This window comes from Candidatus Pantoea deserta (genome assembly GCF_003813865.1).
Taxonomy (GTDB): Bacteria; Pseudomonadota; Gammaproteobacteria; order Enterobacterales; family Enterobacteriaceae; genus Pantoea; species Pantoea deserta.
The window spans coordinates 167,193-189,687 of record NZ_RMVG01000008.1; the positions used below are offsets into that span (position 1 = coordinate 167,193).

General features: G+C 57.5%; 22 protein-coding genes and 1 pseudogene. 6 read left to right on the forward strand and 17 right to left on the reverse strand.

Annotated features, from left to right (window positions below; all coding sequences use genetic code 11):
• Positions 1-671 precede the first annotated feature (671 nt).
• Both BBB56_RS12470 and yfbR read left to right on the forward strand, forming a co-directional pair.
• On the forward strand, positions 672-1,889 hold the full coding sequence (locus BBB56_RS12470; protein ID WP_123801272.1) for a pyridoxal phosphate-dependent aminotransferase: 1,218 nt from the start codon (positions 672-674) through the stop codon (positions 1,887-1,889).
• A 68-nt stretch (positions 1,890-1,957) separates the two neighbouring features.
• Positions 1,958-2,557 (forward strand): 5'-deoxynucleotidase, encoded by a 600-nt coding sequence (gene yfbR / locus BBB56_RS12475; RefSeq protein WP_123801273.1) that lies wholly within the window; start codon positions 1,958-1,960, stop codon positions 2,555-2,557.
• A 17-nt stretch (positions 2,558-2,574) separates the two neighbouring features.
• Here yfbR and BBB56_RS12480 read toward each other — a convergent pair whose 3' ends face one another.
• From BBB56_RS12480 to yfbV, 3 genes are all read right to left on the reverse strand, one after another.
• Positions 2,575-3,234 carry a sugar phosphatase gene (locus tag BBB56_RS12480; protein WP_123801274.1) on the reverse strand — a complete coding sequence of 220 codons (660 nt, stop codon included), beginning with the start codon at positions 3,232-3,234 and terminating at the stop codon, positions 2,575-2,577.
• Positions 3,235-3,246: 12 nt separating this feature from the next.
• Complete coding sequence (locus BBB56_RS12485; RefSeq protein WP_123801293.1) at positions 3,247-3,741, reverse strand: YfbU family protein; 495 nt, start codon at positions 3,739-3,741, stop codon at positions 3,247-3,249.
• A gap of 143 nt (positions 3,742-3,884) precedes the next feature.
• A complete protein-coding gene (gene yfbV / locus BBB56_RS12490; RefSeq protein WP_123801275.1) occupies positions 3,885-4,337 on the reverse strand; it encodes a terminus macrodomain insulation protein YfbV in 453 nt (150 codons plus the stop codon).
• Between the two features lie 338 nt (positions 4,338-4,675).
• Between yfbV and ackA the strand changes: the two genes are divergently transcribed.
• From ackA to gabT, 3 genes are all read left to right on the forward strand, one after another.
• Positions 4,676-5,878: an acetate kinase gene (gene ackA / locus BBB56_RS12495; protein ID WP_123801276.1), complete on the forward strand. Its 1,203-nt coding sequence runs from the start codon at positions 4,676-4,678 to the stop codon at positions 5,876-5,878.
• A gap of 67 nt (positions 5,879-5,945) precedes the next feature.
• Entirely contained in the window at positions 5,946-8,090 is a 2,145-nt protein-coding gene (pta, locus tag BBB56_RS12500; RefSeq protein WP_123801277.1) for a phosphate acetyltransferase, read from the forward strand.
• A 179-nt stretch (positions 8,091-8,269) separates the two neighbouring features.
• On the forward strand, positions 8,270-9,532 hold the full coding sequence (gabT, locus tag BBB56_RS12505) for a 4-aminobutyrate--2-oxoglutarate transaminase (protein WP_123801278.1): 1,263 nt from the start codon (positions 8,270-8,272) through the stop codon (positions 9,530-9,532).
• A gap of 182 nt (positions 9,533-9,714) precedes the next feature.
• Here the strand turns inward: gabT and yfcD are convergent, their stop codons facing one another.
• Together yfcD and yfcF are read right to left on the reverse strand one after the other, a co-directional pair.
• The gene (gene yfcD / locus BBB56_RS12510) at positions 9,715-10,233 is read right to left on the reverse strand and encodes an NUDIX hydrolase YfcD (RefSeq protein WP_123801279.1); all 519 of its coding nucleotides are present in this window, start codon (positions 10,231-10,233) and stop codon (positions 9,715-9,717) included.
• Positions 10,234-10,346: 113 nt separating this feature from the next.
• Positions 10,347-10,988 (reverse strand): glutathione transferase, encoded by a 642-nt coding sequence (gene yfcF / locus BBB56_RS12515; protein ID WP_123801280.1) that lies wholly within the window; start codon positions 10,986-10,988, stop codon positions 10,347-10,349.
• Between the two features lie 172 nt (positions 10,989-11,160).
• Here yfcF and BBB56_RS12520 point away from each other — a divergent pair, with 172 nt between their 5' ends.
• Positions 11,161-12,069 carry a TIGR01777 family oxidoreductase gene (locus BBB56_RS12520; protein ID WP_123801281.1) on the forward strand — a complete coding sequence of 303 codons (909 nt, stop codon included), beginning with the start codon at positions 11,161-11,163 and terminating at the stop codon, positions 12,067-12,069.
• A gap of 51 nt (positions 12,070-12,120) precedes the next feature.
• Here BBB56_RS12520 and hisP read toward each other — a convergent pair whose 3' ends face one another.
• From hisP to truA, 12 genes and pseudogenes are all read right to left on the reverse strand, one after another.
• Positions 12,121-12,894 carry a histidine ABC transporter ATP-binding protein HisP gene (hisP, locus tag BBB56_RS12525; RefSeq protein WP_123801282.1) on the reverse strand — a complete coding sequence of 258 codons (774 nt, stop codon included), beginning with the start codon at positions 12,892-12,894 and terminating at the stop codon, positions 12,121-12,123.
• A gap of 8 nt (positions 12,895-12,902) precedes the next feature.
• Entirely contained in the window at positions 12,903-13,619 is a 717-nt protein-coding gene (locus BBB56_RS12530; RefSeq protein WP_033750535.1) for an ABC transporter permease, read from the reverse strand.
• Complete coding sequence (locus BBB56_RS12535; RefSeq protein WP_123801283.1) at positions 13,616-14,302, reverse strand: histidine ABC transporter permease HisQ; 687 nt, start codon at positions 14,300-14,302, stop codon at positions 13,616-13,618. The genes BBB56_RS12530 and BBB56_RS12535 overlap by 4 nt, the downstream gene beginning before the upstream one ends.
• A 106-nt stretch (positions 14,303-14,408) precedes the next feature.
• Positions 14,409-15,191 carry a lysine/arginine/ornithine ABC transporter substrate-binding protein ArgT gene (gene argT, locus BBB56_RS12540; RefSeq protein WP_123801284.1) on the reverse strand — a complete coding sequence of 261 codons (783 nt, stop codon included), beginning with the start codon at positions 15,189-15,191 and terminating at the stop codon, positions 14,409-14,411.
• A gap of 268 nt (positions 15,192-15,459) precedes the next feature.
• Complete coding sequence (locus BBB56_RS12545; protein WP_123801285.1) at positions 15,460-16,029, reverse strand: UbiX family flavin prenyltransferase; 570 nt, start codon at positions 16,027-16,029, stop codon at positions 15,460-15,462.
• A gap of 112 nt (positions 16,030-16,141) precedes the next feature.
• Positions 16,142-17,659, reverse strand: coding sequence for an amidophosphoribosyltransferase (gene purF / locus BBB56_RS12550; protein WP_123801286.1), 1,518 nt, complete (start codon positions 17,657-17,659; stop codon positions 16,142-16,144).
• A gap of 36 nt (positions 17,660-17,695) precedes the next feature.
• Positions 17,696-18,181 carry a colicin V production protein gene (gene cvpA, locus BBB56_RS12555; RefSeq protein WP_021509181.1) on the reverse strand — a complete coding sequence of 162 codons (486 nt, stop codon included), beginning with the start codon at positions 18,179-18,181 and terminating at the stop codon, positions 17,696-17,698.
• A 252-nt stretch (positions 18,182-18,433) separates the two neighbouring features.
• A complete protein-coding gene (gene dedD / locus BBB56_RS12560) occupies positions 18,434-19,195 on the reverse strand; it encodes a cell division protein DedD (RefSeq protein ID WP_123801287.1) in 762 nt (253 codons plus the stop codon).
• Positions 19,185-20,459, reverse strand: coding sequence for a bifunctional tetrahydrofolate synthase/dihydrofolate synthase (gene folC / locus BBB56_RS12565; RefSeq protein ID WP_123801288.1), 1,275 nt, complete (start codon positions 20,457-20,459; stop codon positions 19,185-19,187). Before folC ends, dedD begins: the two co-directional genes overlap by 11 nt.
• A gap of 86 nt (positions 20,460-20,545) precedes the next feature.
• Positions 20,546-21,457: an acetyl-CoA carboxylase, carboxyltransferase subunit beta gene (accD, locus tag BBB56_RS12570; RefSeq protein ID WP_123801289.1), complete on the reverse strand. Its 912-nt coding sequence runs from the start codon at positions 21,455-21,457 to the stop codon at positions 20,546-20,548.
• Between the two features lie 164 nt (positions 21,458-21,621).
• On the reverse strand, positions 21,622-22,272 hold the full coding sequence (locus tag BBB56_RS12575) for a DedA family protein (protein ID WP_123801290.1): 651 nt from the start codon (positions 22,270-22,272) through the stop codon (positions 21,622-21,624).
• Positions 22,273-22,300: 28 nt separating this feature from the next.
• Positions 22,301-22,495, reverse strand: a pseudogene (gene truA / locus BBB56_RS12580) (tRNA pseudouridine(38-40) synthase TruA); the annotation flags it as partial.

Consider the following 22,495-nt stretch of genomic DNA (forward strand, 5'->3'; position numbering starts at 1 on the left):
TGAAGTGCGTAGCGATAAAATGCGACAAATAATAAATTATACTTAATCATTTTTAAGTTCAAAATGGAAATGATTTTGTGAAAACCATCGTAATTTTTGACCAAATCGCATTTCAAGACCATTCGGGCGCAACCCCGCTCAATTTTTAACCAGCTCATTCCGGAAAAGCGAAACAAAGTGAGAAGATACGGCTTAAATACCTTTTATCAGGTGAAAAGTGGACCTTTTATACAGAGAACTTTTCCTGCTGCCTGCGCCTGCTGAAAGGGCAATAGCGCGCCTGTTGACACCCGGTTGGCTTAACCATCATACAGGAAGGCAGTTTTTTTCAGTATTTATGTAAAATATCTTAACTATTTCAGAGCGGATATTTCTGTGAAGTCACGCTATTACCAAACCAAAATTTCTCAGTTCACGACTGACGCGACGGACAGCGTTCTTTACAGTGAAAACGCCTTATAACAGATAAAAAAACTAAAATGAGCATATATTGCAGCCGATTAATCCAGAAAAAATCCACAAACTTACGATTCGCGCTGCGCTCAGAGTAAAAAGATGAGAAACGCGCCAAAACCTGCCGCTGCCCTTCTTTTGTCGCGATGAGGAGAGTACATTGTGCTGGTTTGATTTCTGCGGCAGCTAATGGATTCTGCCCATTAAGGCGATTAAAAATGACTTTTCAAATTGATAAATCCGGCAAGCTGGAAAATGTCTGTTATGACATTCGCGGTCCAGTACTTAAAGAGGCTAAACGTCTCGAAGAAGAAGGCAACAAAGTTCTCAAGCTCAACATCGGAAATCCCGCCCCGTTCGGATTCGAAGCCCCGGATGAGATCCTGGTCGATGTGATTCGCAATCTGCCCAGCGCGCAGGGCTACTGCGATTCCAAAGGTCTCTACTCTGCACGCAAAGCCATTATGCAGCACTACCAGGCGCGCGACATGCGTGACATCACCGTTGAAGACATCTATATCGGCAACGGCGTATCTGAGCTGATCGTACAGGCGATGCAGGCGCTGCTTAACAGCGGCGATGAGATGCTGGTGCCTGCGCCGGACTATCCTCTGTGGACGGCAGCGGTGTCGCTCTCCAGCGGTAAAGCGGTGCACTATTTATGTGACGAATCCTCGGACTGGTTCCCGGATCTTGACGACATTCGCAGTAAAATTACCCCGCGCACGCGCGGCATCGTCATTATCAACCCGAACAATCCGACGGGCGCGGTCTACAGCAAAGCGCTGCTGCTGGAGATCGTGGAGATCGCCCGCCAGCATAATCTGATCATCTTCGCCGACGAGATCTACGACAAGATCCTGTATGACGAATCACAGCACCACTCGATCGCCGCGCTGGCGCCCGATCTGCTGACCGTGACCTTTAACGGCCTGTCAAAAACCTATCGCGTGGCGGGATTTCGTCAGGGCTGGATGGTGCTGAACGGACCGAAAAAGCATGCTAAAGGTTACATCGAAGGGCTGGAGATGCTGGCTTCTATGCGTCTGTGCGCCAACGTACCGGCGCAGCATGCCATTCAGACCGCGCTGGGCGGTTATCAGAGCATCAGTGAATTTATCATGCCGGGCGGACGACTCTATGAGCAGCGTCAGCGCGCCTGGGAGCTGATTAACGATATTCCCGGCGTCAGCTGCGTCAAGCCGAACGGCGCGCTCTATATGTTCCCGCGAATTGACGCGAAAAAGTTCAACATTCACGACGACCAGAAAATGGTGCTTGATTTCCTGCTTCAGGAGAAAGTGCTGCTGGTTCAAGGTTCCGCCTTTAACTGGCCGTGGCCGGATCATGTGCGCATCGTTACTCTGCCGCGCGTCGACGATCTGGAGATGGCGATCGGCAAGTTTGACCGTTTCCTGCAAGGCTATCGCCAGTAAAACCTGCCGCGTATACTGACAGCATTTGGGGAGGCGTCATGCTTCCCCGCTTGCTGACAGGATAACGCATGACCCGAAGTCACTTTTTCGCGCATCTCTCCCGCCTGAAACTGATCAACCGCTGGCCGCTGATGCGCAACGTGCGCACCGAAAACGTTTCGGAGCATAGCCTACAGGTCGCTATGGTGGCGCATGCCCTTGCCGCCATTAAAAATACAAAGTTCAATGGCAATCTCAACGCCGATCGTATCGCGATGCTGGCGCTCTACCACGATGCCAGCGAAGTGCTGACCGGGGATTTGCCTACGCCGGTGAAGTATTACAACGCGCAAATAGCACATGAATATAAGAAGATAGAAAAAATCGCCCAGCACAAGCTGATCGAGATGCTGCCGGAAGAGCTACAGGACATTTATCGTCCGCTGCTGGATGAGCATCAGCACAGCGAAGAGGAGCAATCGGTGGTCAAGCAGGCAGACGCGCTTTGCGCCTACCTGAAATGTCTGGAAGAGCTGTCCGCGGGCAATAATGAGTTCTTACTGGCGAAGGCGCGGCTGGAGAAAACGCTGGAGCAGCGACGTTCGCCGGAAATGGACTATTTCGTCGAGGTGTTTATCCCCAGCTTTAGCCTGTCGCTGGATGAAATCTCTCAGGATTCGCCGCTGTAGTCAGCCTCGCGCAGCGCTCACGCTTTCAGACTTAGCGTGAAGCCGCCTTCTGCCTGCGGCGTCACCACAAGCGACGCCAGCGTGTCGAGTTGCAGACGTGTCTCGCTCAGGCGCGGCGTACCGGCGGGCGCGTTGATGGCGATAACCGCACAGCCTGCGTTCAGGCCGGAGAGGATCCCGGCAGGCGCGTCTTCTGCCACCACGCATTTTTCCGCCGCCAGCCCCAGCTTTTGGGCGCCAAGCAGATAGGGATCCGGCTCAGGCTTGCCCTTCGCCACCTGCTCTGCGGTGATAAACACCGAGGGCAGCGGTAACCCAGCGGCCTTATGACGCGCATGCGCCACCGGCATCGATCCAGAGGTGACGATCGCCCAGGGGATCTGCAACGCCTCTAAGGCACTCAGCAGCGCATACGCGCCCGGCAGCGCGCGCACGCCCGCCGTATCCTCCGCTTCCTCCTGTTCCAGTCGGCGAAACTCAGCCTGAATAACCGCCTCCGGCTGGCCCGGCATAAAGTGACGCAGCGAGGTGATGGCCTGTTTACCATGGATAAAACTCAGGACTGTCTCAGCCGCAATGTTGTGGCGCGCTCCCCAGTTGCTCCACGCCCGCTCTACCGCTGGCAGGGAATCCACCAGCGTACCGTCCAGATCGAATAAAAAACCGCTATAGATCACCGCTTACTCCCGTCAGGCGTTAATAATCTGCGCGATTTCCGTCGCGCTGAGATGATATTGACGCGGACAAGTGTGCCATACCGCGCGCATGCGCTGATACTTTTCCCACATCGGCGTCTGAGCATTGAAGCCATGGGTGCCGGAATCGAAATGGGTGTAGCGCCCTTCCGTGTTGACCATAAAGCGGACATAGCCGAGAAAGCGCGCTTCTGTCGCCGCATCAAACCCCATAAAGGCCAGACGGCGCTCATCAAGCCCGCCTTTATCTGTAAGGTTTGACCAGGAGACGTGGAGCGCGTGGTGCATCTCCATCACATCGATGATAATGCGGCAGGTCTCTTCCGGCAGTTCGCCAAACTCTTTATCCAGCTCGCGCATTTGCAGGCCATAGCCGCGTTCGATAATGGTTTGATAACGGCGGTAGCGCTCGGCATTATCCGGCTCCAGCATGGCCATAATCTTGTACTGGTTAGAAAGAATAAGACGCTGCGCGTGGGTCATTTCCATCATAGGCTCCAGGCCGACAGGCCGCTTAAGAAGTAGACGGAAATGATGTCATAAGGCGGGAGATGCGGGTATGCCCGCATCACTATTCTTTGATTTAACCCCAGTAGCGTGAACAATTCTCCGCAAGAGAAAGCGAAGGAGGATCAAAGATCGTCAAGAAAGGTGCGATCCAGCTGCTTAAAAGCACGCTTCAGCAGATCGGCCAGCGCCTGATAAGTGGGTTTTCCTTCAACGGGCGCAATGGCCTGGCCAGCTTCTTCAAGCCGGGCGCGCACCTCATGGAACCAATGTAATAAGGTGGGCGGCAGCGGCGTAACCGAACGCTTGCCCAGCCACCACAGCCCCTGCATCGGCAGGCTACAGGCGAAAAGCGCGGTCGCGACAGCAGGACCCAGTTGCCCGCCCAGCGCAATCTGCCAGGTCAGCGTAAACACCGCCAGCGGCGGCATAAAGCGGATAGCAAAGCGGGTAACGCTCGACACGCGGTTTTCAGGAAAGATCGGCGCGAGGCGTTTATCATTCGGCCAGGTCTTCATATAGTGCTGGCCGTTTTGAAAAATACGGAACCAGCCAGTATTGCCAGATTCGTTCGCCATGGCGGACCTCAACTAAAACAACAAAAAATAAAATAATTTTATAGCTACACAACTTTACGTGACATCCTTCAAAATTTTTTGTCTTTAAAGGGCAGTCTCGCTATTCTGACGCAGCGCTATCACCGTACTGGAAGCGGGTTACAAGGTAAATGCTTAAGGTAACGACCCGCTTTCAGACGGTTAATTTCAAAAATTTTTGTAAAAATACTGATTTTTTTTGCGGAGAAGCAACATTTTGTCTACCGCAAGGAGGTTATGATTAATCTCCCCGCTTTCATGGGCTACGCTGATAGTCTGATTGCCTTATTTTTAGCCACTTTTAACAAATAGGTACTTCCATGTCGAGTAAGTTAGTACTGGTTCTGAACTGCGGCAGCTCTTCACTGAAGTTCGCCATCCTGAATGCTGCCAGCGGAGAGGAATACCTTTCCGGCCTGGCTGAATGCTTCCATCTTCCCGAAGCGCGCATTAAATGGAAACTGGACGGAGAAAAACAGGAATCTCCTCTTGGCGCTGGCGCCGCACACAGCGAAGCCTTAAATTTCATTGTTAAAACTATTCTGGCACAAAAACCAGAGCTTTCGGCACAAATTGCTGCAATTGGTCATCGCATTGTTCATGGCGGCGAGCAACTGACTGAATCAGTGGTGATTACCGACGCGGTTGTGCAGGGCATCAAAGATAACGCCTCTTTCGCCCCGCTGCACAATCCGGCGCATCTGATCGGTATTGAAGAGGCGATGAAAAACTTCCCGCACCTGTCCGATAAAAATGTGGCGGTTTTCGACACCGCTTTCCATCAGACAATGCCGGAAGAGTCTTACCTCTATGCCCTGCCCTATAAACTCTATAAAGAGCATGGCGTTCGTCGCTACGGCGCGCACGGCACCAGCCACTATTATGTAACGCACGAGGCGGCGAAGATCCTTAACAAGCCCGTCGACGAGCTGAACATCATTACCTGTCACCTCGGCAACGGCGCCTCCGTCGCGGCGGTGCGTAACGGCAAATGCGTCGACACCTCTATGGGTCTGACCCCGCTGGAAGGTCTGGTGATGGGTACCCGCAGCGGCGACATCGATCCGGCCATTATCTTCTATCTGCATGACACCCTGGGCATGAGCGTTGACGCGATCAACAAACTGCTGACCAAAGAATCGGGCCTGCTCGGCCTGACCGACGTCACCAGCGACTGCCGCTATGTCGAAGAAAATTACGAGACCAAAGAAGACGCGAAGCGCGCCATGGATGTATTCTGCCATCGTCTGGCGAAATACATCGGCAGCTACAGCGCGATGATGGAAGGCCGCCTGGACGCGGTGATCTTTACCGGCGGCATCGGCGAAAACGCGGCGATGGTGCGCGAACTGTCGCTGAAAAAACTGGGTCTGCTCGGCTTCGAGGTTGACCATGAGCGCAACCTGGCGGCACGCTTCGGCAAGTCCGGCTTTATTAATAAAGAAGGCACCCGCCCGGCAATTGTTATTCCGACCAATGAAGAGCTGGTCATCGCTCAGGATGCGGCGCGTCTCACCGCCTGATGTTCCCTTCACCGTCAGCCCAGGCTGACGGTGTTGTTTTTGACACTACCTAAAGCGAGGTTAAAACGTGTCACGTACTATTATGCTTATTCCTACCGGCACCAGCGTCGGCCTGACCAGCGTCAGCCTCGGCGTTATTCGTGCCATGGAGCGCAAGGGCGTTCGTCTGAGCGTCTTTAAACCTATCGCGCAGCCGCGCGCCGGCGGCGATACGCCCGATCAGACCACCCTGATTATCCGTAAAAACTCCTCTATCCCAGCCGCTGACCCGTTAAAAATGTCGCGCGTCGAGGCGTTGCTGAGCGCTAACCAGCAAGACGTCCTGATGGAAGAGATCATCGCCCGCTACCACGAAAATACCAAAGATGCCGAAGTGGTGCTGGTGGAAGGCCTGGTGCCCACCCGTAAGCATCAGTTTGCCAACGCGCTCAACTACGAAATCGCGAAAACGCTTAACGCCGAAATCGTTTTTGTTATGGCGCTCGGCAATGACTCGCCAGCCCAGCTGAAAGAGCGTATCGAACTGACGCAAAGCAGCTTCGGCGGCAGCAAAAACAAAAACATCACCGGCGTTATTATCAACAAACTGAACGCGCCGGTTGATGAACAGGGGCGCACACGCCCGGATTTGTCAGAAATTTTCGACGACTCCACCAAAGCCAGCGTGGCGAACATCGATCCGAAGCAGCTGTTTGCCGACAGCCCGCTGCCCGTTTTAGGCTGCGTGCCCTGGAGCTTTGATCTGATCGCCACGCGCGCGGTTGATATGTGCCGCCACCTGAATGCTCAGGTCATCAATGAAGGCGAGCTGGCAACGCGCCGCGTCAAATCGGTGACCTTCTGCGCGCGCAGCCTGCCGCATATGCTGGAGCACTTCCGCCCTGGCTCGCTGCTGGTCACCTCAGCGGACCGCCCGGACGTGCTGGTGGCCGCCTGTCTCGCCGCGATGAACGGCGTTGAGATCGGTGCCATTCTGCTCACCGGCGGCTATGAGATCGACAGCCGTATTGCGAAACTGTGCGAACGCGCTTTCCAGACCGGCCTGCCGGTCTTTATGGTGAAAACCAATACCTGGCAAACCTCGCTCAGCCTGCAAAGCTTCAATCTGGAAGTCCCCAGCGACGATACCCAGCGCGTGGAAAAAGTGCAGGAGTACGTCGCGAACTACATTAACACCGACTGGGTTGAATCTCTGACGGCCGCTTCTGAGCGCAGCCGCCGCCTGTCGCCGCCGGCCTTCCGCTATCAGCTGACCGAGCTGGCGCGCAAAGCCGGCAAGCGCATCGTTCTGCCGGAAGGCGACGAGCCGCGTACCGTCAAGGCCGCCGCCATCTGCGCCGAACGCGGCATTGCCACCTGTGTACTGCTGGGTAATCCCGACGAGATCCAGCGCGTGGCCGCCGCCCAGGGCGTTGAACTGGGCAAAGGTATTGAAATCGTCGATCCGGAAGTGGTGCGCAACAACTACGTGCCGCGCCTGGTCGAGCTGCGCAAGAACAAAGGCATGACCGAAGTAGTGGCGCAGGAGCAGCTGGAAGACAACGTGGTGCTCGGCACCATGATGCTGGAGAAAGGCGAAGTCGACGGACTGGTCTCCGGCGCGGTGCACACCACGGCCAATACCATTCGTCCGCCGCTACAGCTGATCAAAACCGCGCCGAACAGCTCGCTGGTCTCTTCGGTCTTCTTTATGCTGCTGCCTGAGCAGGTGCTGGTGTATGGCGACTGCGCCATCAACCCGGACCCGACCTCTGAGCAGCTGGCGGAGATCGCCATTCAGTCAGCGGATTCCGCCCAGGCCTTTGGCATCGAACCACGCGTCGCCATGATCTCTTACTCGACCGGCAACTCCGGCGCGGGCAGCGACGTCGAAAAAGTGCGGGAAGCCACGCGTATCGCGCAGGAAAAACGTCCGGATCTGGTTATCGACGGTCCGTTGCAGTATGACGCAGCGATTATGGAAGATGTCGCGAAGTCCAAAGCGCCGAACTCCGCCGTTGCGGGTCGCGCCACGGTCTTTATCTTCCCGGACCTCAATACCGGCAACACCACTTACAAAGCCGTACAGCGCTCCGCCGATTTGATCTCTATCGGCCCGATGCTGCAAGGTATGCGTAAGCCGGTTAACGACCTGTCGCGCGGCGCGCTGGTGGATGACATCGTCTACACTATCGCCCTGACCGCGATTCAGTCGCAGCAGGCGGAAGGCTAACGACGCAGCCTGAGGCGCGGAGAGCGGGCTTCTGCCTTGTACTGTCCGCGCCAGCGTCCCAACCCACAAGAGCATGCCCGCGCATGCTCTTTTTTTTACCGCCGCCCCTACTGGCGAATCTTGCCCGCCACGCCAACACTGAAACCATCTCCTTTCGGTGAAATCAGCGAGGTCGGGTTATGCACAACAGCGAGCTTCATACCCGTCGCCTGAACGCCACGCCGCGCGGCGTCGGCGTTCTGTGCGACTTCCTGGTGGTTAAAGCGGAAAACGCGACGCTCTGGGACAGCCACGGGCGCGAATATACCGACTTTAGCGCGGGTATCGCGGTGCTGAATACCGGCCACCGTCACCCTAAAGTCATTGAGGCGGTGAAAGCGCAGCTCGACTGCTTTACCCATACCGCCTTTCAGATCGTCCCCTATGAGAGCTACCTGCTGCTGGCGGAACAGCTGAATAAGCGCGTCCCGATTGCGGGCGCGGCGAAAACGGCCTTTTTCACCACCGGCGCCGAAGCGGTAGAGAACGCGGTAAAAATCGCGCGCGCCGCGACCGGACGCCCCGGCATTATCGCCTTTACCGGCGCCTTTCACGGCCGCACGCTGATGACGCTGTCGCTTACCGGGAAAGTCGCCCCCTACAAAAGCGGCTTCGGTCCTTTCGCCAGTCCGGTTTATCACGCCCGCTATCCGGACGCGCTGCATGGCGTCAGCGTCGACGATGCGCTGGAGAGCCTGGCCGCGCTGTTCCGCAGCGACATCAGCCCGCAGCAGGTGGCGGCGATTATCTATGAACCCATTCAGGGCGAAGGCGGCTTCTACGTCGCGCCGCCCGCCTTCGTGCAGGCGCTGCGTCAGCTTTGCGACCAGCACGGGATTTTACTGATCGCCGATGAGATCCAGAGCGGTTTCGCCCGCACCGGCACCCTGTTTGCCAGCGATCATATTGCTGACGCGCAGCCGGATATGGTGACGATGGCGAAAAGCCTGGCGGGCGGCATGCCGCTGTCGGCGGTATCCGGGCGCGCGGAGATCATGGATGCGCCGCAGCCTGGCGGACTCGGCGGCACCTACGCGGGCAGTCCGCCTGCTATCGCCGCCGCGCTCGCGGTGCTGGAAATTATTGACGAGGAGAAGCTGTGCGAGCGCGCGCTGCTGCTCGGCGATCGGCTGCGTGAAACCCTGCTCGGCGCAGGCTGCCGCGCGCTGGCGGAAGTCCGGGGACGCGGCTCGATGCTGGCGGCGGAGTTTCATAACGAACAGGGCCAGCCCTGCGCCGCGACGGCGATCGCGATTCAGCGTAAGGCGCTGGAGCGAGGTTTGCTGCTGCTTACCTGCGGCGTGCACGGCAATGTTATCCGCTTCCTCTATCCGCTCACCATCCCCGACGCGCAGTTCAGCGCGGCGCTAAACCTGCTGGCGACGATTCTGGCGGAGCACTAGAACGGTCTCGCAATGCTTAACAAGCGGATGGCGAACAAAGGGATACCAGAGGCGCGGCGGCCAGGGCTATACAGAGGCGTTCACGCCGACGTTGCCTGACCGACCGTTTCTCTCCTGAAAAGCGCGATCGTTACAGGCTGCAAAAAAAAACGCCCCTGCGGGCGTTTTTAGTAGCGAACTGTTCAGGACTCGCCGTTGCGCGTCAGCCACAGCGACAGCGCCTTTAGCGAATCATCGGTAAACTCATCGCAGCGCGCGGTAATCTCATCGGGCGTCATCCAGAACACTTCATCCACCTCTTCTTCCTGCATGGCGAACGGACCGTGATAAACGCAGCTGAACAGACCGCCCCAGACGCGGACATGCTCATCTTCGAAGTAGAACTTGCCGTGCTCAGCGAAAGGCACATCGGCAATGCCCAGCTCCTCTTCCGCCTCGCGGCGCGCCGACTCCAGCAGATCTTCGCCGCTCTGCACTACGCCGCCTGCGGTAGCGTCCAGCATGCCAGGCATGAAGTCTTTCGTTGCGGTACGGCGCTGCACCAGAATCTTGCCTGCGCCGTCATGCACCACGATATAGGTCGCGCGATGGCGCATGCGCTGCGCCCGCATCTGCGCACGCGTTGCCTGCGCGATCACTTCATTCTCTTCATTGACGATATCGACCCACTCGATGCCGTCGCCCGCGGTTTGATCCACCATCCGGAAACCCTTATCTGTTCTGGCGTGCCGTGCGACACGCGCCTGATTGCCACGTCGTTGTTATAGTGTGCTGTAAGGTAATCACTTCCGCTCGCCTGAGCAAGCGGCGCCGCCTATCGTTGTTTGCCGCTTTCCGCCAGCCAGAGCTGCACAGAGGCGCGCTGCCACTGAAATTCAGCATAATCCCGCAGCTTAGCCGGCAAGGCGTCGCCGTGCAGCGCCAGACGGTTGAGCATCACCGCCAGGTCGGTATCGGCAATAGACCACTCGCCAAACAGATTCTGCTGATTATCCGGCAGCAGCCGCAGGCTGGCGGCAACCAGCTTCTCTGCCGCCTGCTGCGCCGCCGGGGTTAGCGGCGGAAAATGTTCGCCGGCAAACAGCACTTCTGTCGGGCGCTCCTGACGGATCGGCAGCAGATCGCTGCGCAGCCACGCCTGAACCTCACGCGCGCGCGCGCGCTTTTCGCGATCGCGCGGATAGAGACGCTCAAATTCCGGCGCCGGAAAGCGCTCCTCCAGATACTCGGCAATGGCGGAAGATTCGTTCAGCATCCAGTCATCAATCTGAAGCAACGGAACGCGGCAGGTCAGCGACAGCGCGCGATAGTCGCTGGCGAACTGCTGCTCCTGCGAAAGATCGAGGCGCTTCAGCGTAAAAGGTATTCCTTTTTCCGTAAGCGCAACGTAAACCGACATGGCGTAAGGACTAAAAAACGATGAATCAGACCACAGCGTAATGGACGGATAATTCATCTGCTACCTCAACTGGCTTATCAGGGTTGCCTGATTTTTACCGGTTTCCTTTCAGCAAAGCAACGCCAGGCTGGTCCGATGTTCTTAAACCGCGACGCAGCCCATCGGCGCAGACGCGCTCTTCTTCTATGCTGAATCAGTGCGTAGCAAAAAAATGATAAGGAGACGCAACATGCACATTCTCATTACCGGCGGCACCGGGCTTATCGGCCGCCATCTTATTCCCCGCCTGCTGTTACTCGGACATCAGGTTAGCGTGGTCACACGCGACGTCGCCGCCGCGCGAGAAAAACTCGACGCGCGCGTCGCGCTGTGGTCAGGTCTGGCACAGCAGCAGAACCTCGACGGCGTCGACGCCGTGATTAATCTGGCAGGCGAACCTATCGCCGACAAACGCTGGACCGAGCAGCAAAAACAGCGGCTGTGCGAAAGCCGCTGGCAGATCACCGAGCGCATCGCCTCGCTGATTAACGCCAGCCAGCATCCGCCGCGCGTACTGATTTCCGGCTCGGCCACGGGCTACTACGGTGACACCGGCGAGCTGGTGCTGACGGAAGAAGATAAGGGACAGGATGAGTTTACCCATCAGCTCTGCGCGCGCTGGGAACAGCTGGCGCTCAACGCGCAGAGCGATCGCACCCGCGTCTGCCTGCTGCGAACCGGCGTGGTGCTGGCCAGCGAAGGCGGCGCGCTAGGCAAAATGAAGCTGCCGTTTAAACTGGGCGTCGGCGGGCCGATCGGCAGCGGCAAGCAGTATCTGCCGTGGATTCATATTGACGATATGATCAATGCCATTATCTGGCTGCTGGACAACGACGACCTGCACGGCCCCTTTAATATGGTGTCGCCTTACGCGGTGCGCAACGAACAGTTCGCCGCCACGCTCGGCCATGTGATGCACCGCCCGGCCTTTATGCGCACGCCCGCCAGCGCCATCAAAATGATAATGGGCGAATCCGCCGTGCTGGTGCTGGGCGGACAGCATGTGCTGCCGAAACGCCTGGAGGCGTCTGGCTTTGGTTTTCGCTGGTATGATTTGCAGGAGGCGTTACAGGATGTTATCGCAAAAACCAGCCACTAAATTCACTGGCTGGCTTTTACCCGCTCTCCGCCGCTGCGGCGGAGAGCGCCTTTACTTCAGCGACCCCTTCAGGAATTGCTGTAAACGCGGGCTTTTGGGATTGCCGAACAGTTCGTCCGGCGGCCCTTCTTCTTCAATTTTGCCCTGGTGCAGAAAGATCACATGACTGGAGACGTGGCGCGCGAACTCCATCTCATGCGTCACCACCACCATGGTTTTTCCCTCTTCCGCCAGCTTCTGCATAATGCGCAGCACTTCCCCCACCAGCTCTGGATCGAGCGCCGAGGTAGGTTCGTCGAACAGCAAGACTTCCGGCTCCATCGCCAGCGCGCGAGCAATAGAGACGCGCTGCTGCTGACCGCCAGAAAGGTGCACCGGATATTTCGCCTGCGCGCGTTCGTCGATACCCACTTTATTGAGGTAGTTAATGGCGCGGTCGCGCGCCTCTGCCTTGCTCAGCCCCAGTACCTGAATCGGCGCTTCCATGACATTCTCCAGCACCGTCATATGACTCCACAGATTGAAGTGCTGAAACACCATAGTCAGGCGGGTACGCAGCGAACGCAGCTGCTCTTTGTTGGCGACTTTTAGCTGTCCATCGGTGTCGCGCACCAGCGTAATTGGCTCATTAGTCACGGAGATGGTGCCTTCGCTCGGCTTCTCCAGGAAGTTAATGCAGCGCAGGAAGGTACTCTTCCCTGAACCCGACGAGCCAATGATACTGATTACGTCGCCCGCATCGGCCTGCAAAGAAACGCCTTTTAATACTTCATGGTCACCGTAACGCTTGTGCAGTTCGGTCACGCTTAATTTGTTTTCAGCCATAGTTCTACTCAATGCGATGACGAAGGTTTGATGTGTGCGAGAAAGCGGCGCTCCGCCAGACGGAACAGGCTAATCAGCACATAAGAGATAATCAGATAGAGCACCGCCGCAATGCCGAACGCGGTAAACGGCTGATAGGTCGCCGAGTTAATATCGCGGGCAATCTTCAGCAGATCCGGCACCGTGGCGGTAAAGGCCAGCGCCGTCGAGTGCAGCATCAGAATCACTTCGTTGCTGTAGGCAGGCAGCGCGGTACGCAGCGCAGACGGCAGGATAATACAGCGGTAGAGCTTAAAGGTAGAAAAGCCATAGGCGCGCGCCGCCTCAATCTCTCCGTGCGGCACGGCGCGAATGGCCCCGGCAAAGATTTCGGTGGTGTAGGCGCAGGTATTGAGGGTAAACGCCAGCAGCGTACAGTTCAGGCCGCTGCGGAAAAAGGCGTTGAGCAATTCAGACCCTTTCACCACCTCCAGCGTATACATGCCGGAGTAGAACACCAGCAGCTGTACGTAGAGCGGCGTACCGCGAAACACATAGGTAAACAGCCAGACCGGCGTGCTGACGAACCGGTTGGGCGACACGCGCGCAATGGCCAGCAGCACTGCCAGACAGCCGCCGATGACGACGGACAGGATCAGCAGCCACAGCGTGATCGCCACGCCGGTAAAGCGATAGCCGTCGGTCCAGAGCAGGGATTTCCAGTACTCCTGAATAATATCGATCATAGCTCTGCCCTTTTTACACCCACCGAGTAGCGGCGATTCAGCCACCACAGCACGCCGTTAGAGAGCGTGGTAAAGATTAAATAGATCGCGCCGGCGACAATGGCGAAGTAGAAAGGCTGCCAGGTGCTTTTACCCGCCAGCTGCGTGGCTTTCACCACATCTTCCAGTCCCAGCAGCGACACCAGCGCCGTCGCCTTCAGGACTACCTGCCAGTTGTTGCCGATGCCGGGCAGCGCGTAACGCATCATGCCGGGGAACAGAATGCGGCGAAACACCTGCGAACCGGTAAACCCGAACGCGGTGGCGGCTTCAATCTGCCCTTTCGGCACGGCGAGAAACGCGCCGCGAAAGGTTTCGGTAAAGTAGGCGCCATAGATAAAACCGAGCGTGATAATACCGGCCACCATCGGGTCGATATCGAACTGGGCCATGCCCATCGCGTCGGTCAATGCGTTAAGGGCGATCTGCAAACCGTAAAAGATCAGCAGCATCAGCACCAGATCGGGCACGCCGCGAATAAGCGTGGTATAGCCTTCGGCCACCATCGCCAGCACGCGGCTGCGGGAAAGTTTTGCGCCCGCGCCAATCAGGCCGAGCACCACCGCCAGCAATACCGAGCTGAGCGCCAGCTCCAGCGTTACCAGGGTGCCTTTGAGGATAACCTCGGAATAGCCGTACAACATTTAATCGATCCTGTCGTGGAGAGAAAATCAATGTCCTGTCCGCTGACGAAGCAGCGGACAGACCTGATCGGTTCAGGCAGTCACCATCAGGTAAAGGTCGACAGGGTTAGTCACCGTACACATTGAAATCAAAATACTTTTTCGCAATCTTATCGTAAGTGCCATCTTTGCGCATCGCTTCAAAGGCTTTATCGATCGCCGCTTTCAGCTCGCTGTCCTCTTTGCGCAGCCCCATCCCCGTGCCGACGCCAAAAATTTTGTCGTCTTTCACTGCCGGGCCGGCGAAAGCGTAGTTCTTGCCGATTGGCTGCTTAAGAAAGCCTTCGCTGGCCTGAACTTCATCCTGGAAAGCGGCGTCAATACGGCCGGCGTTCAGATCCTGATAAACCAGATCCTGGTTGGCGTAAGGCGTGACGTTAACGCCTTTGGGACGCCAGTTCTGATTAGCGTAGGTTTCCTGGGTGGTGCCCTGCAACAGGCCGATATTTTTCCCCTTCAGCGACTCTATCGTCGGCTGAATCGACGAGCCTTTAGGAGCGACCAGGCGCGCGTTCGCCGCATAGAGCTTGTCGGAGAAGGCGATCTCTTCCTGACGTTTTTCCGTAATCGAGAGCGAAGAGATGATGGTGTCGATCTTCTTGGCCTTCAGCGACGGGATCAGCGCGTCAAAGTCGCTTTCTACATAGGTGCACTTCGCGTTAATGCGTTTACAGATTTCGTTAGCGAGATCGATGTCGAAACCGACTAACTGTCCTTGCGCGTTTTTCGACTCAAACGGCGGGTAAGTCGGGTCAGTACCAATGCGAATTGACGACGGCACCGCGGCGAACACGCTGGCGGCGCTGGTCAGGCCCAGCAGAAGAGAAAGAGCCAGAACTCGCTTTTTCATAGATTACCCTCAGTGAAGTGCTTTTTGTTATGGGTGCGTGATGTGTTTGCGCTTGTTAAGCCATCTATTTCTTGCACATTTCATGCCAGCAATGCAAGGCATTCGCGCGCCCGGCAGCGCGCCAGTCAGGCCATTCTGCCGGGTCGATGAGGGGAATATATCAGTGATGTAAAGGAGAAAAAGCGACTCTGTTAACTTTTGGTGCATGAAATGCACGAAGAGTGATCGCCAGCGCGCATTTGCCCGCTTTTAGTGCAAATTTCCGGCGCTATGCACCATTCCAGCGCGTGAAAAGATCCTGCGGCAGAGTGATATCAAACTGGTCGATAACCCGGTTAACCGTTTGATCAACCAGCTCCATAATAGACTGGGGACGGTGATAGAACGCGGGTACGGGCGGCATAATCACCGCGCCCAGCTCGGCTGCCGTGGTCATCATCCGCAGATGACCAATATGTAGCGGCGTTTCACGCACGCCCAGCACCAGTTTGCGCTGCTCTTTCAGCACCACGTCGGCCGCGCGCGTCAGCAGGCTGTCGCTGTAGCTGTGCACAATACCGGAGAGGGTTTTCATCGAGCACGGCAGGATCGCCATGCCCAGGGTTTTAAACGAGCCGGACGAGATACTGGCGGCAATATCGCGCACGTCATGCACCACATCCGCCAGCGCCTGCACGTTGCGCAGCGAGTAGTCGGTCTCCAGGCTCAGGGTCTGTCGCGCCGCCGGACTCATCACCAGATGGGTTTCCACCTCGCTGACCTGTTGCAGCACCTGGAGCAGCCGTACGCCGTAAATCGCGCCGCTTGCGCCGGAGATGCCAATGATGAGTCGTTTCATACCCCTTCCTTGCCTGTTCAGTAAGGCTTAATGATAACGCGTTGCCCGCTACGAAAACAAACGGGGCGGATTTCTCCGCCCCGTGGTGCTTTTATCATAGCTGAAAACGCGCTTAGCCTTCGTTATGCAGTTCGAGATTCTCGACTTCATTCTGACGCTGGATCGCCTTGGCGTCGTCGTTGCGCAGCGACTGGAGGTATTCCAGATACTGCTGATCGACATCTTTTGTCACGTAGACGCCGTTAAACACCGAACACTCAAACTGAGCAATATCCGGGTTCTCTTCGCGCACCGCTTCGATCAGGTCGTTGAGATCCTGGAAAATCAGCGCGTCAGCTTTAATCAGCTGACAGATTTCGTCTACTTCGCGGCCGTGCGCGATCAGCTCGGTAGCGCTCGGCATATCGATACCGTAGACGTTCGGGAAACGAATCTCCGGCGCGGCGGACGCCAGGTAAACGCGTTTGGCTCCCGCTTCGCGCGCCATTTCGATAATCTGCTCGGAAGTGGTGCCGCGGACGATAGAGTCATCCACCAGCAGCACATTCTTGTCGCGAAACTCGGCGCGGTTGGCGTTGAGCTTGCGGCGCACGGCGCTGCGGCGCAGCTGCTGGCCGGGCATAATAAAGGTGCGGCCGACATAGCGGTTTTTCACAAAGCCCTGGCGATAGGGTTTGTTAAGAATGCGCGCAATCTCCAGCGCGATGTCGGTAGAGGTTTCCGGAATCGGGATAACCACGTCGATGTCCAGATCTTCCCACTCGCGGGCGATTTTCTCCCCCAGACGAGTGCCCATGCGCACGCGGGCGCTGTAAACCGAGATCTTGTCGAGGAACGAGTCCGGACGCGCAAAATAGACGTATTCAAACAGGCAGGGATTGCTTTTGGGGTTCTCCGCGCACTGGCGGGTAAATAGCTGCCCCTGCTCGGTGACATAAACGCCCTCGCCCGGCGCGACGTCGCGCAGAAATTCGAAGCCCAGCGTGTCCAGCGCCACGCTCTCGGAGGCGACCATGTACTCCACGCGGCTGTCCGGCAGCACGCGCTTACCCAGCACCAGCGGACGAATACCGTTGGGATCGCGGAAGGCGACCATGCCGTGACCAATGATCATGGCGACCACAGCGTAGGCGCCGCGGACATGCTGATGCACCGCCGCGACCGCAGCGAAAATGTTGTCTGCTTCCAGCGGGTCATTGGGGAAACGGTCCAGCTCCTGCGCGAAGATATTCAGCAGGATCTCGGAATCGGAAGTGGTATTGACGTGGCGGCGGCCTTTTTCAAACAGGTGCTTGCGCAGCTCGTGCGCGTTGGTCAGGTTACCGTTATGCGCCAGCGTAATACCATACGGTGAGTTAACATAGAACGGCTGCGCTTCAGAGGCGCTGGAGCTGCCTGCGGTCGGGTAGCGAACGTGGCCGATCCCCATATTGCCCTGCAAACGCTGCATGTGGCGAGCTTCGAAGACATCGCTGACGAGACCGTTTGCCTTACGCAGGCGGAAGCAATTCAGCGCATCGATAGTACAAATGCCTGCGGCATCCTGCCCGCGGTGCTGAAGCACCGTTAACGCATCATAGATCGACTGGTTGACCGGCATAAACCCGGTGATCCCAACAATACCGCACATGTTGTCATTTCCTCATTAGCCGCACTCCCGATGGTGTCACCGGGGTAAAAAACTCGACGTGCTTTTCAGGTAGTCAAAAAACCATCTGATTATATAACTGAACTGGGGAATGAGCTGGGACTGCTGCCAGTCCGGACTTTTGGAAAAGCCGGTGAATGTGTCGAGGAAAAAAAGTATCGCACTGACGATCAGCACGCCACGCAACGCCCCGAAACAGACCCCCAACACCCTGTCGGTTCCCGACAGGCCGGTCTTTTCAACCAGCGAGCCGATCACATAGTTGACTATCGCGCCGACAATCAGCGTCGCGACGAACAGCACCGCGATGGCGATGCCGTTACGCACCAGTTCGTCGTCAAAACCTGTAAACCAGACTGCAAGGTAGGCGTAGTAGTGACTGGCGACAAAAAACGCGCATCCCCAGGTAACGAGAGATAAGGCTTCGCGGACAAACCCTCGAATCAGGCTGACCAGAGCCGAAAAACCAACTACCGCAATAATGACGTAATCAATCCAGATCATGAACTCTTCCAGCGCCAGTGCGTCTGCACCCCTGCATCCAGTTCGGGGCGCATTCTAACAGAAAAAGAAAACGTTTGCGTAGCGGTTTTCCTTTTCGCTTTCCATAAAAAGGGCGATGAAAAAAACTTTCCTCGCCCGACGGGTATTCAACCGATGAAGCCGTTGAATTTAAACAGATTAAATTTTCGCGCGTCGCGTTAGCACTCCGTGCGGCGCTGCCTTTTTATGCAATCGGCAGCGCCAATCGATGCGTTAACGCGCGCTATAAGGCTTCACGACGCCGCCCAGGCCGGAGACGCTTTGCAGCTCTGAAAGCGAACTTTGCAGCTTCGCTTTTGACGCATCCGGACCTACATAGACGCGGGTAATCTGCCCCTGAACCGGCGTAGAGGGCACGGTAAAGGCGCGATAGCCCGACAGGCGCAGTTTGGCCACAATTTCATTGACCTTCGCCGCGTTCTTTAACGCGCCGAGCTGCACAACGTAAGCCTGACCGGCTGGCGCGCTCTGCTCTGCCGCCTTCGGCGCTTCAGTGGTTTTCGCCGGCTCGCTCTGCTTCGTCTCCGCCGGCTTCGTTTCTACCGGCTTCGGCTGCGGTTTTGGCTGCTCGACCGGTTTCGCCTTCGGCTGTTCCACCGGTTTCGGCTTAGGCTGCTCGACCTGGCGCGGCTTTGCCGCTTCGCTCTGATGCACAGGCGGCGGCGTGACCACGCTCGGTTCGCTGTTGCTCTGCGGCGTGGCGCTGCCCTGCTCGGCTATATTATCGCTGGCGGCGCGGTTGCCGCTGCTGACTGCGTTGCCTGCGCCCTGCGGCGGCTGAGAAGGCAGCGGCTGCGTCACCGGCGGCACCATCTCGCTGTCCTGCTGATCGTCAGGCTTCGGCACCAGCGGTATCGCCGCGAACTCTTCTTTATAGTGCTTCTTTTTGCCGTCCAGCAGGCCCGGCAGCACAATCACGCCGACCGCCACCAGGATAATGGTGCCGACCAGACGGTTCTGAAACTTACTCGCCACGACCTTTCTCCGTTTCTGTCAACTCCATGACCTGCGCCACCGTGTGGAAAGAGCCGCACACCAGCACAATGTCCTGCGCCGCAGCCTGCTGACGCGCGGCCTGCCAGGCGTGGGCCACGTCAGTAAAGGCCTCTGCGGCGTCCGTGGGCAGATGCGCCATCAGTTCATCGGCGCTCGCCCCGCGCGGGCCGTCGAGCGGCGCGCAGTACCAGCGGTCGATTTGCGGCGCCAGCGCCGCCAGCGTCCCGGCAATATCTTTATCGTGCAGCATGCCCACGACCGCATGTACGCGACCGGTTTTCGCCAGCTGCGCCAGCCGTGACGCCAGGTAGCTGGCGGCGTGCGGATTATGCGCCACGTCGAGGATAACGCGCGGCGATTCGCTGACCGTCTGAAAACGGCCCGGCAGAATCGCCAGCGGCAGGTATTGCCGCACAATCGCTTCGCTGACGTTCAGGCCGGACGCGCGCAGCGCGGCCAGCGCCGTCGCGGCGTTCGGCAGCGGGACCTGCGGCAGCGGCAGATCGTTTAGCTCGCCCTGCGCGTCGCGAAACGCCCAGCTTTCCGCCTGCTGGCTGTAACGCCAGTCGCGGTCGCGCTGCAACAGCCGCGCGCCTTTCTCTGCGGCGACGGCGGCGATGCTGGCGGGCATCTCCGGTTCGCCTACCACCGCAGGCTTACCGCTGCGAAACACGCCCGCTTTTTCGCGGCCGATGCTTTCACGATCCGGGCCAAGCCAGTCGGTATGGTCCAGCGCAATGCTGGTGACGACGGCGACGTCAGCGTCAACGATGTTGGTCGCGTCCAGGCGGCCGCCCAGTCCGACCTCAAGGATGGCCACGTCCAGCTGCGCCTGCTGAAACAGGTTAAGGGCAGAGAGCGTGCCAAACTCGAAATAGGTCAGCGAAACGTCGCCGCGACCGGCTTCAATTTTCGCAAAACTGGCGCTGTGCAGCGAGGCGTCCAGTTCCTGACCCTGCACGCGTACCCGCTCGGTATAGCGCACCAGATGCGGCGAGCTATAGACGCCCACGCGGTAGCCCGCCGCCATCAGCAGCGTCTCCAGCGTTCGACAGGTGGTGCCCTTGCCGTTCGTTCCGGCGACGGTAAAGACAAAAGGCGCGGGTTTTAGCAGGTCGAGGCGCTGCGCCACGCAGCGAATGCGATCCAGCCCCAGTTCGATGGTCTGCGAATGCAGATGCTCAAGATAATAAAGCCACGTGGCCAAAGGCGACGTGGCTTGAGGAAGGTGAAGAGTGTCCATATGTCCCGTTTAACAGATTTTGACCCGGTTCAGCCGGTTCGACGGTGCATTGGTGAAAGGCGCGGCGCGCGCGCCTCTCTCTCCTGTCAGGCCTCGTTGCTTTCCGGCTCGTCCGCGGGTGCGGTCTGTTCGCCATCATGCAGCGGTGCGGGAAGATTCATCATCTTCGCCAGCAGGCTTGCCAGTTTATAGCGCATTTCCGGGCGGCGAATGATCATATCGATCGCGCCCTTCTCGATCAGGAACTCACTGCGCTGGAAGCCCGGCGGCAGTTTTTCACGCACGGTCTGCTCAATGACGCGCGGGCCGGCAAAGCCGATCAGCGCCTTGGGTTCAGCCACGTTCAGATCGCCCAGCATCGCGAAACTGGCCGACACGCCGCCCATAGTCGGATCGGTCAGCACGGAAATGTAAGGCAGACCACGCTCCTGCATTTTGGCCAGCGCGGCGCTGGTTTTCGCCATCTGCATCAGCGACATCAGCGCTTCCTGCATACGCGCTCCGCCGCTGGCGGAGAAGCAAATCAGCGGGCAGTTATCTTCCAGCGCCTGCTCAACGGCGCGTACAAAACGCGCGCCCACCACGGAACCCATTGAACCGCCCATAAAAGCGAACTCAAACGCGGCCGCCACGACCGGCATGCCGTGCAGCTGGCCTTTCATCACAATCAGCGCGTCTTTCTCGTCGGTGGCTTTCTGCGCCGCGACAAGGCGATCCTTATACTTTTTGGAATCGCGGAACTTCAGGATGTCCTTCGGCTCCAGCTCGCTGCCCAGCTCAGTCTGCGTGCCCTGATCGAGCAGGCTGTTGAGGCGCTCGCGGGCGTGCATGCGCATGTGATGGTCGCACTTCGGGCAGACCTCAAGATTACGCTCCAGCTCGGCGCGGTACAGAACCTGACCGCAGCTGTCACACTTGGTCCAGACCCCTTCCGGGATACTGGCGCGGCGTGCAGGCGTAACGTTGCTTTTATTAAGAATGCGTTCAATCCAGCTCATTGAAGACCTTTTTATTTAACTCTGACCTGGTCCAGTCATCTTATTTGCCGCTGAAAACCGCTTCAGCAGACATGAAATGTCGCTCATTAAACCACAACCGTTTCAGACTGTGGATAAAAATCTGGTCTAACCGCGACGCGACCGAACCTGTTACGGCTATTTTTTTATTGCTTCGCCTGACGACGGTGACGCCAGACCTCAATCACGCCAGGCAATACTGACACTACAATAATGCCGACAATCAGTAATTTAAGGTTGTCCTGCACCACCGGCAGGTCGCCGAACAGATAACCGGCGTAGGAGAACAGCAGCACCCACGCCAGCGCGCCGGCGACGTTAAACAGCGCAAAGTGGCGGTAAGACATATGGCCCATGCCCGCAACGAAAGGCGCAAAGGTACGCACTATCGGCACGAAACGCGCCAGGATAATGGTTTTTCCGCCGTGGCGATCGTAAAAGGCATGGGTTTTATCAAGATAGCTGCGGCGGAAAATGCGCGAGTTGGGATTGCTGAACAACCGCTCGCCGAACAGGCGGCCAATAGTGTAGTTCACCGCATCGCCCAGCACCGCCGCGACAACCAGCAGCGCCGCCATCAGATGGATATTGAGATCGTTGCCGGGCAGCGCCGCCAGCGCGCCCGCGACAAACAGCAGCGAGTCGCCAGGCAGGAAAGGCGTGACCACCAGGCCCGTTTCGCAAAACAGGATCAGGAACAGAATGGCGTAAATCCAGATGCCGTACTGCGCAACCAGCTCGGCCAGATGCACATCAATATGCAAAATAAAATCAACCAAAAAGTGGACGAACTCCATAACGCCTCTCTGACAATGACCTGCTAAGTTAATCCGCCAGGAACAAGGGTCCCATCGGCGGTTCGGGGAGAGCAAAAAGCGACGGGGAAACCACCGCCACTAAATAGAGTCCTTCCGCTCTGGCTGTCGCCGCCGCCAGCGTGCGATCTTTCGCCGCCAGCAGTGTCGCCATCCAGTCTTCCGGCTGATTTCCGCAGCCGATTTCCATCAAACTGCCCACGAT